Source organism: Collinsella aerofaciens, assembly GCF_039752955.1.
Lineage (GTDB): Bacteria > Actinomycetota > Coriobacteriia > Coriobacteriales > Coriobacteriaceae > Collinsella > Collinsella aerofaciens_BI.
The window spans coordinates 1-10365 of record NZ_JBDMHB010000058.1; the positions used below are offsets into that span (position 1 = coordinate 1).

The 10365-nt window shown below is 58.2% G+C and carries 8 protein-coding genes; 4 read left to right on the forward strand and 4 right to left on the reverse strand.

Annotated features, from left to right (window positions below; translation table 11 throughout):
- Nucleotides 1-268: 268 nt before the first annotated feature.
- Entirely contained in the window at nt 269-514 is a 246-nt protein-coding gene (locus tag ABHR75_RS09280) for a glutaredoxin family protein (RefSeq protein ID WP_346964166.1), read from the reverse strand.
- 51 nt (nt 515-565) lie between these two features.
- Nucleotides 566-1393 (reverse strand): TipAS antibiotic-recognition domain-containing protein, encoded by an 828-nt coding sequence (locus ABHR75_RS09285; RefSeq protein WP_346964167.1) that lies wholly within the window; start codon nt 1391-1393, stop codon nt 566-568.
- Between the two features lie 140 nt (nt 1394-1533).
- On the opposite strand from ABHR75_RS09285, the gene ABHR75_RS09290 reads away from it, so the two are divergent.
- The 4 genes from ABHR75_RS09290 (at nt 1534) to ABHR75_RS09305 (ending at nt 6801) form a co-directional block, all read left to right on the forward strand.
- Entirely contained in the window at nt 1534-2265 is a 732-nt protein-coding gene (locus tag ABHR75_RS09290; protein WP_346964168.1) for a tRNA (N6-threonylcarbamoyladenosine(37)-N6)-methyltransferase TrmO, read from the forward strand.
- Between the two features lie 118 nt (nt 2266-2383).
- The gene (locus ABHR75_RS09295; protein ID WP_346964169.1) at nt 2384-3598 is read left to right on the forward strand and encodes a MalY/PatB family protein; all 1215 of its coding nucleotides are present in this window, start codon (nt 2384-2386) and stop codon (nt 3596-3598) included.
- A 165-nt stretch (nt 3599-3763) separates the two neighbouring features.
- Entirely contained in the window at nt 3764-4612 is an 849-nt protein-coding gene (locus tag ABHR75_RS09300) for a substrate-binding periplasmic protein (RefSeq protein WP_346964170.1), read from the forward strand.
- Nucleotides 4609-6801: a hybrid sensor histidine kinase/response regulator gene (locus tag ABHR75_RS09305; RefSeq protein ID WP_346964171.1), complete on the forward strand. Its 2193-nt coding sequence runs from the start codon at nt 4609-4611 to the stop codon at nt 6799-6801. The genes ABHR75_RS09300 and ABHR75_RS09305 overlap by 4 nt, the downstream gene beginning before the upstream one ends.
- Before the next feature lie 69 nt (nt 6802-6870).
- Here ABHR75_RS09305 and ABHR75_RS09310 read toward each other — a convergent pair whose 3' ends face one another.
- The gene (locus tag ABHR75_RS09310) at nt 6871-7350 is read right to left on the reverse strand and encodes a pyridoxamine 5'-phosphate oxidase family protein (RefSeq protein ID WP_346964172.1); all 480 of its coding nucleotides are present in this window, start codon (nt 7348-7350) and stop codon (nt 6871-6873) included.
- A 40-nt stretch (nt 7351-7390) separates the two neighbouring features.
- Entirely contained in the window at nt 7391-10195 is a 2805-nt protein-coding gene (locus tag ABHR75_RS09315; protein ID WP_346964173.1) for an ATP-binding protein, read from the reverse strand.
- Nucleotides 10196-10365: the final 170 nt, after the last annotated feature.

Below are 10365 nucleotides of genomic sequence, written 5' to 3' on the forward strand. Positions count from 1 at the left end.
GCGGTGTCCCCTCCCTTTCAAGAAAGAGAAGAGGCGGGGCATGCCCCGCCTCTTACACCACATCTCTGCGCGCTACCTCAGGCGGCCTCAAACAACCATAATCCAAAGGCCATCTCAAACAACTAGTCATTTAAGAACGTCCCCAATGACTACCTCTGCAAAAAACTGTACACCAGCATCCAAAGATGCCGAAAAATGTCGACTTTGGATGCTGGTGTACATGTTTAGGTCGTATGGGATGGGGCCTTGGGCGGACGGGATGCGCGTACTAGAGCAGGTTCTCTTGTACCCACGCGATGATGTCGCTCGACTCGTAGAGCGGCTTGCCGTCGATGAACAGGCAGGGAACCTGGCGTTTTCCGCCGACGGCGATGAGTGTCTGCTCGGCTTCGGTATCGGTCGAGATATTGCGCTCGGGAATGGTCACGCCGTTATCCGCCAGGAAGCGCTTCACCTTAATGCAATACGGGCATCCGGTCATCACGTAGAGCACGAGCTCGTGATCAGTAGCCATAGGTCTCCAATCGGTTGAGGTTTTGATTGAAATACCCAAAGCCGCTGCGGTCTATGCGCGGGCCAGCGACGACTCGATGGCCTGGACCAGAAACGCCGTGGCTCCGGTGCCGCAGGGCTTGTCGTAGTAGTCAACAAAGCGCTGGTCGGCAAGATAGCCGTGGGCGAGGCCCAGATACGCTTCGTTCTGGGGCTCGTGTCCCCAATTAAGGCCAATCCATCGACGGTGCATCGCGACAAGCTTGCGAGCCTCGCTTCCATCCGGTTCGCCGTCGCCCATGGCAATCGAGAGCTGGCCCAGAATAGCGCGTTCAAGTTCCTTCATGTCGTTCCATGTCTCGGGATCCATGTCCAGTAACGTTTCGTTTGCGGCATCGATAACGTCATCGCCATAGCGCGCACGCGCTTCGGCACCGTAGCGCTCCTCGTTTTCCTGCACGGTGCGCCAGCGCTCCAGTTGCGGCAGGACGGCGCCCATGAGCGAGACGGCTTCGTCGAGCGACATGCCGGTGTTTTGCGCCAGGCGCGGGGCACAGTCCTCGATCATTGCCTCCATCGTGGTATCGTAGGTGTACTGGCCGTGGTCGTAGCACCACTTGCAGTAATGATCGGTCGTGGCGCCCGTGGCGTCGGTGCCGCAGTCGCCGGGCGTGAGTATCATGCCGCAGCTCTGGCAATAGTGCTCGGGCATTTCGAGCAGATGAGACAGGGGCTCGCCGGTCACGGCGGCGATGAGCTTCATCATGTCGATGCCCGGTGTGACCTCGCCACGCTCCCAACGGCTGACGGCTTGGCGTGTGACGAAGAGCTTGGCGGCGAGCTGCTCTTGGGTAAGGTGATGGGCGCGACGGACGGCAATGAGCTTTTCTGCAAAGGCCATAGCGGCTCCTTTCTGCTGGTTGATGGCTTAAGCATACGCGGCGGCAGGCGCCCTTCCAAGCAACCGTTGGTTGCACGACGGGGACCGCGGCGAAGAATTGCGCGCAACGCCCCACGCCTCCATGCCGTACAATGACCGGCATGGAACCTATTGCACACATACATACCGACCTGCCGCAGAAGTTCGGCATTCCGCGCAACAGCTTTTTGGCGCCCCATCTGCAGGGACGCATCGTCTTTAAGCCGGAATTTGCCTCCAATGCAGCGGTTGAGGGCCTAGACTCCTTCTCTCACCTGTGGCTGCTGTGGCGCTTCGAAAACGGAACGCCCGGCGGCACGGCTAAGGATATTGCCGTCGACGCTAAAACGCAGGACAGGTCCGGAACCAACGCAAAGTGGTCGAAGACCGTGCGCCCGCCGCGTCTAGGCGGGGCCGAGCGTGTGGGCGTCTTTGCCACGCGCAGTCCGTTTCGCCCTAATCCTATCGGGCTCACCTGCGTCAAGCTTGATCGTGTCGAGCTCACCGACGATGGCCCCATCATCCATGTGCTGGGGGCCGACCTGCGCGATGGCACGCCCATCTACGACATTAAGCCCTACATTCCATTTGCCGACTGTCATCCGGATGCGACCGGCGGCTGGATTGAGGACGCTCCGTGGCAAGAGCTCGACGTCGAGTTCCCGCAAGCTCTTCAAGACATGGTCCCACCCGCAAAGCTCCCCGGTCTGGCCGAGGTTCTTCGCCAAGATCCGCGCCGCGCGGGCAGCAAGCACGAGCCAAACCGCGTTTACCACTTGGCCTACGCCGGACTCGACATATCTTTTACGGTCGATGAAACCCAGCTAACCGTAGTCGCCGTCAACGACGCGTAAGGCTAACCAGCCATCCGTCTGCACCCGTCAAATTAAGCGCCAAACCCCATGCCAAAATCGCCTACGCTGGTGGACAATAACGCCTATCGAAACAGCCTACTTTGCACGGGAGCTCAGCATGAAATACGACTTTAGCTCGCTTATCGACCGCCACGGCATGGACTCCATTGCCGTTGACTCTTGGGGCGAGATCCCCGGTATGGCCCCGAACGCACCCGACGAGGGCTTCGACCGCATACCCATGTGGGTGGCGGACATGAACTTCGCCACGGTGCCCACGGTCCAGGAGCACATTATTCAGCGCGCCCAGCATCCCATGTTTGGCTACTTTAACCCGCGTCCCGAGTACTTTGACCGCATCATCGAATGGCAGAGCCGTCGCAACGGCGTTGAGGGCTTGGCGCCTGAGCATATCGGCTACGAAAACGGCGTGCTGGGCGGTGTCGTGTCGACGTTGCGCGCGTATGTCCAGCCAGGCGATGCTGTGCTGGTCCATAGCCCCACCTACATCGGTTTTACCAAGTCCATCGAAGCCGCGGGCTATCGCATTGTCCACAGCCCGCTTAAGCTCGACGATCAAGGCGTGTGGCGTATGGACTTTGAGGACATGGAGCGCAAGCTCGCCCAAAACCACATTCATGCCGCGGTGTTCTGCTCGCCGCACAATCCCTGCGGCCGCGTATGGGAGCGCGACGAGATCGAGCGCGCCATGGACATCTATCGCCAGCACGATTGCGTGGTGATCTCGGACGAGATTTGGTCCGATATCATCCTGCCGGGACACAAACACATCCCGACGCAGTCGGTGAGCGAGGATGCTCGCATGCGCACGGTTGCCCTCTACGCGCCCAGCAAGACGTTCAACCTGGCGGGCCTGGTCGGCAGCTACCACATCATCTACAACGAGACGCTGCGCGACCGCGTGTGCGCCGTGTCCAACAAGACCCACTACAACGAGATGAACGTCCTCTCCATGCATGCGCTTATCGGTGCCTACCAGCCGCAGGGCTATGAGTGGGTTGATGAGCTCAACCAGGTGCTTGCCGGCAATATCGAGTACTTCTGCACGTATGCAGAAAAGCACTGGAAGGGCGTCGCGTTTTCGCGTCCGCAGGGCACGTACATGGTGTTTCTGGACTGCACCGAGTGGTGCCGCGAGCATGGCCGCGATATTCAGTGGCTGCTCGACGAGGGGGCGCGCGTGGGTGTGGGGTATCAGGACGGCCGCCCGTTCCATGGACCCTGCCACATTCGTGTGAATCTGGCGCTGCCGCTTTCGCGCGTAAGGGAAGCGTGCGCTCGCTTGGACCGCTACGTTTTTAATGCACGGTAGGCGTTTGCTGCATGCGGGGCCTTCTGCCAAGCCGGCTGGAAGGCCCCGCATGGTAAAACGTCTGTAACCATTGGACGCTCGAGTGGTTTCGTTTGCTATTATCTTTAACCATTTTAGTCTGTAAACAGGATCTTCTGGAGCTCGATGAAAAGACCTCGCCGCTCGGTGTCCATATCGTTGTTTGTCGCGCTTGCGGCAGCGTGTGCCTTTGTCGTAGCGATAGCTGGCTGCTCCGGGTCGAATGACGGAGCCTCGACGTCTGCATTAGAAGGTCTGGACGCCTCGCAAGTCAAAGACGACGACCTTAAGACGCTCAACGTCGGAAGCGACCTCTATCCACCGTTTGTGTATACCGACGAGTACGGCGATATCGTTGGCCTGGATGTCGAGATATTGACCGAGGCTTTGGCTCGCATTGGTTACAAGCCAAAATACCAGCTGATCGACTGGGAAAAGAAGAAGGAGCTGCTGGCGAGCGGCGAACTCGATTGTGTCATGGGCAGCTTTAGTATGACGGGTCGCGAAAACGAATATCGTTGGGCCGGCCCGTACCTTGCGAGCCGCCAGGTGGTCGCGGTCGATCCCCAGAGCGATATCTACACGCTTGCCGATCTTGAGGATAAGGTCGTGGCGGTCCAGTCCACCACCAAGCCCGAGGACATTTTGCTCAATCATACAAATGAAAACGTTCCGCAGATCAAGGAACTCTACAGCTTTTCGGACCGTTTATACCTGAACCCGGCGCTTGTCGAGGGCCTGGTCGACGCCATCGCCGCGCATGAGTCCTCGCTGCTCACCTACGAAAAAGACTATGGCGTAACGTATCGCATTTTGGATGAGCCGCTGCTAGAGGTTGGTTTGGGCACCGCTTTCGATATCAACGATACGCGCGGCATCGACGTCAAGCTCACTCATGCCTACCAAGAAATGTTTGCCGATGGCACCATGGAACGCCTGGTGTCAAAGTACTTTGATGACCCTTCGCCATTTTTGAATATGGAGGGCCTGTCATGATCGATGCGCCCGACCACGCCGCTCAGGAGCGGGGCAATCGTTCGGCAGGGGCATGGCTTCTTGTCGCTCTGCTGGGGATAGCGCTCTCGGTTGTTGCCGGCATGATGAGCTACAGCTACACGACAGCTCAGGCCGAGCAGCGCTTTGCCGACGTTGTCGATTACGTGGCGACGCAGAGCCTTTCCTACGATGCATTCAATAGCGCCTATACAACCAAAAACCTGATTCGCGTTATGGAGATCGCCGGAGAGACAGCGCGCGATATGGAGCGCGACGGTTCGGTGGATAACGCCATGCTGGAGCAATATGCCGACCAGTTCAACGTGAGCGCACTGATCGTGACGGACGCATCGGGCAATTTGGTGTCCGAGTCCTCGACGGATGGCGTGGGCTACGAGTCGCTCGCTACGTATCTCAAGGAAGCACCCGTGCTGGAGGTGGCAGCCTATCCGCTTAAGTCCTATACCGCCCGCATCACACTTGCGGATGATTCGGTCGCAGACATTGGCTGCGTAACCCGGCAGGATGACGAGGGCATCGTTGTCGCAGTAAGGCATCAGAGCGCGAAGGCAGTTGCAAGCAATACGCTCAAACTGCAGAGCCTGCTCGGTGGTTATGAGACCATCGACAGTGGCAATATCGTGATCGAAAGCGATGGCAAGGTCGTTGCGACCAATGCCGTTGAACCCACCATATTGGGCGTGTTCAATCTGCCTGCGACGGATGTCTTCATTGTCGACGGTATAAAGGATCGATGCCCGGCTGGTAAGGTCAGATTGGTTAACGCCAATGGCGAGTGGTATTTGGGCACATTTGGAAAAGCGCGCGGGTTCTACGTGTACACCTATGCCTCGGCACGGCGCTACTTTGAGGTCGTCGCAGCTGTTGCTGCCGGCGTGCTGGTGCTCTACAGCGGTGTTGTAGCCACTGTTGTGATGGTGCGTCGCCGCGCCGATCGTCGACGTTTGACGGACTTGCTGCAGCAGGAACGCGACTATGGCGACAAGCTGGCAAAGGTAGCGCGTGAGGCCTCGTCTGCCAACTCGGCAAAGACGGAGTTTTTGCGCCGCATGAGCCACGACCTGCGCACGCCCATCAACGGCATTCGCGGCATGGTCGAGGTCGGCGATGCCAATGCGGACGATCTGCAAAAGCAGACCGAGTGCCGCTCAAAGATCTGGACGGCATCGGGACTGCTGCTCGACCTTGCCAACGAGGCCCTGGATATGAGTCGCTTGGAGAGCGGGCAGGTCGATCTGGAGCTTGTTCCCACAAACTTGGCGACCCTCAACCACGAGGTGCGCGATATTCTGGAGCGCCAGGCCGAGGAGCGTCTGGTGACAATTATCTCCGACCAGCAGACGCTTAATCATCCCTATGCGCGGGTGAGCGTGACGCACCTCAAGCGTTTGTTGCTCAATATTGCCGGCAATGCCGTCAAGTACAACCGCCAGGGCGGCTATGTCCGCCTGGTGTGCCGCGAGGTGGAGCCTGTAGATGGCGTCCCTGTCTATGAATACACGATCGCCGACAACGGTATTGGCATGAGCGAGGAGTTCCAACGGCACCTCTACGAGCCGTTTTGCCGTGAGGAGCAACAGGTGGAAGGCGCCTCATCGGGAACTGGCCTGGGCGCGCCTATCGCAAAACAGTTGGTCGAGCTTATGGGCGGAACCATGAGTTTTACGAGCGTCTTGGGGCAGGGGACGACGTTTACCATCCGCCTGCCGTTCGAGAAATGCAAGCGCTCCGAGATTCCTCAGGCAGTTCGCGTGGATGGGGGCGATGGCGATGCGCTCCAGGGCTTGCGCGTTTTGCTCGTAGAGGATAACGATCTGAATGCCGAGATCGCGCAGTTTACGCTCAGCCGTGCCGGTGCCGTCGTGACGCATGCTAAGGATGGCGAGTCTGCCGTTGAGGCGTTTGCCGCGAGCGCACCGCACGAGTACGACGTGGTGTTGATGGACATCATGATGCCGGGCATCGATGGCCTTGAGGCCACGCGTCAGATTCGAGCGCTCGATCGCGAGGATGCCGCGGCCACACCGATTATCGCCGTGAGCGCCAACGCCTTTGCCGACGACCGCAGGCTTTCGCGCGAGGCGGGCATGAACGCGCACCTGAGCAAGCCTGTGAGCTCGCAAGAGCTCGTCGAGGCGCTAGCGCACATCGCCGCCGACGCTTCATAAGCATATGGCCCGGTTCCAAGGTGGGTTGGAACCGGGCCATATTGCTATTGATGAGGCCTGCTGAGGGGCTTACTTTTCCTGAATCTGCTTACCGCAGAGATGCTCAATCGTAATCTCGTAGAGCTGGACGCCCTTAATGTCCTTGGCGATTTCCTCTTCGACTTCCTCGGCAGAAGGGTAGTACTTAAGCGCGAACTGGCGGACTTTGTCCTCGATAAACGCGGGGGTGTCATTTGCCAGGCGACAACGGCCAAAGACCACGGTACTCATAACGTAGGGAGCCCAGTCGCCGTCCTTGTACCACTCGTTGCCGTAAACGGTAAAGCAGACCTTGTCATCGCGCTTGAGTGCGTCGACCTTGTGGCCAGCCTTGGCGCCATGGAAATAAATCTTGTCGTGCTCGGCGTCAAAGAAGTAGTTGACGGGAATGGCGTACGGGTAGCCATCGTCGCCGTTGACGGCAAAGACGCCGCGCTTGCAGGTGGCGAGCGGTTCGCGCGCTTCCTCGTCGGTGATGGCGCGTTTCTTTCGACGTAAGGGCCTAAACATCGTTGGCTTCCTTTCTGGTCGTGCGTGGTTGCTGCAAAAACTATAGCGAAACGGATCCGTTTTTCTTGATGCGGGCGAGTATGTTTTTGAGCTTGTTAAAGTCGAGTGGTTTGGACAGATGGGCGTTCATGCCGGCATCGTGTGCCGCCTTGGCGTCCTCGGCAAAGGCATTGGCGGTGAGCGCGATGATGGGGATATCGGCTGCATCGACCTTCTCGCTCAGACGAATCGTGCGGGTTGCCTCATAGCCGTCCATGCCCGGCATCATAATGTCCATCAGGATCGCATCGAAGCTGCCGGCGGGATGCGACAGGTACAGATCGACGACCTCGTTGCCGTTGGCGGCGCGGGTGACCACGACGCCCTCGGATTCTAGCAGCGTCTGGGCAATCTCGGCATTCAATTCGTTGTCTTCGGCGAGCAGCACGTTCATGTCGGCGAGCGAGCAGTCGGGCGCACTCTCAACCGTATTCGCCCGCGCCTGGGGATTCTCGTCGATATCGAGCGGAATCTGGACGTTGAACGTACTCCCCACGCCAACCTCACTCGAAATCTCAATCGTACCGCCCATCAGTTCAATAAGCGACTTGACGATTGGCATGCCCATGCCGGTTCCTTGGAACTTGCTGCGCGCATCGTCACCTTCTTGGGCAAACGGCTCATAGATATGCTTTAAAAACTTGGGAGTCATGCCAATGCCGGTATCCGAAACGCTAAAGCAAAAGAGCGCGCGCCCGTTATCGAGTGGCTTGGTCTTTGAGCTAAAGGTGACGGAGCCGCCGTGCTTGTTGTACTTAATGCTGTTGTCTAATAGGTTGATCATGATCTGTCGGATATGGGTGGGACTGCCGATCATGTATGGTCCCGTGGCGTACGGCAGACTATTGTCCTGCATGGTGATGCCGTTACTGGACGCGCGGAGCTTGCACAGCACCAGCGTATTATCACAGAGCTCTTTGAGGTTAAAAGGCGTATGCTCCAGTGTTAGCTTGCGGTCTTCGATTTTGCCCATCTCGAGGATGTCGTTGATCAGCGAGAGCAGGTGATTGGCGGCAACGCGCGCCTTGGCACGGCTCTCGCGGGCGACCTGGATATCGCCTTCCTTCAATTCCTCGATCTCGATAAGGCCCAGGATACCGTTGAGCGGCGTTCGGATGTCGTGGCTCATGCGCGTGAGGAATGCCGTCTTAGCGGCGTTGGCAGCATCGGCTTTCTGCTGTTCTTTCTGCGCGCGGTGAAGCGACCAGACAAGGATGACGATGCCGGTGAGCAAAATGCAGATGACGACTGCCGCAATGACGATGCGGTTGCGGTAGAGAAGTCGAAACGCATCCGATTCTTGCGCCGAGTACGATGTGGGGGAATAACTGCTTGCAGAGAGCGATTCGCCAGCATTGACGATGCCCTTATTAATGATTCCCAACAGCACGGGCTTGCCGCGCGAAATCAAACACGATAGCTGTGCCGTGTCGGTGAGCTCCTGTGTTTGGAAATCCTCGATATCGTAGGTGTCGCGGATGGTTTTCAAGCGCGTGCTGGGGACAATGATGCAACTTGCCTCCCCCTTATTGAGGGCTTCGCGTGCCTCGTTGTCATTCGGATGCTCGGTTACCTTTGCGTCGGGGAATAGGTTTTCGAGCTCAAAACGGTTGACGATTGCGTCTGCTGTGCAAGCGATGTTCTTAAGGTCATTGTTCAGGTTGCTGCTGCTGTGAATGGCGGCTAGGGAAACCGTTCCCATCGGGTTTGACAGGATGACCCCTGCCTGCTCGGCAAGCCAGTAGTCGCGAAACAACGGTAGGGCGACATCGATGGTCCCTGTGGAAAGGGCTTTGGTCATTTGCTCGTTGTTCGAGAACGCTACTGTTGCAACCGTAATGCCAAACTTGTCGTGCAACGTCGTTGCAAGCGAGGCGAGCGACCCTTCCATTTCGCCGTCGTCATTTTGCGTGCAGTAGGGGAGTTTGTTTTTAAGATAGCCGATCGTGATGGTGTTGTCGTTTGCTTTGAGCCAGGAGCGCTCGGGGCCGGTGAGCGATGATGAGCCGCTGTTTTGGGCCGAGTAATTCGCCTTGACCTCGTCGTTATAGCGTGGGTTGACGCGGGCGATTGCCGTCATGGCGGCATTGATATCGTTCATCAGGTCGGGGCGGCTTTTGGGGACGGCAAAATAGTAGTCACTCGAGCCAACGTAGAACATGGGCGACGCATCGGGCGACGAGATGGTGTCGTTCATGATGACGGCGTCGACTTCGTCGTTTGCGAGTGCGTCAAAGAGCATGGAGCCTCCGTCATACTCCCTGTATGTGCAGGTGATTCCTTCGTTGGCGAGCCACTGCTGGCCAACGAAGGTTTGCATAACACCGGAGTTGCAACCGATGGTAAGGCCCTGGAGCGCTTGGGGGTCACCCTTGGCCAGGTCGTCGCGATCGGGCTTGGCGTAGATGTAGTAGCGCTCGGCGCCCTCGGGGTTCGAGGAGAAGAGCAGCTTTTGGGCGCGTTCCTCGGAGTAGGAGATGTTGGGCATGAGGTCGATTTCGCCCGCCTCGAGCATGTCCATAAGCTCGGTGAAGGTGCCGGAGACGTATTCGTATTGCCAGCCCGGCGTGTAGTATGACAGCGTCTGCAGGTAGTCATAACCCCAGCCCGAGAGACGCTCGCCGGGGGTGCCGTCCTGGAAGCCTTCGTTGTTGATAAGCCAGCCAACGCGGACCGTCTTGACCTGCTGGTCAGAGTCGGCGGCAAAGGCGGGGACGGGTATGACGGCGCTCAGTACGGCGAACGCAGCAAGCGCGACGGCCAGGGTGCGACATATAACTGAACGAAGGACAGCGGAAGCTCTCACGTGCAATCCTAACGAATCGAGACAATACCGCATAAGGATACCAGCTCAGCCTGCCCAGTCGGCCGCCGCACCGCTAAACGGTCCCGTCCGGCAGTTGGGTGTTCCTATAGTTTTGTCAACCGTCGGGGCTACTCCCGGTAGGGCACCCGGTCGCGCATCACGGCGTATAT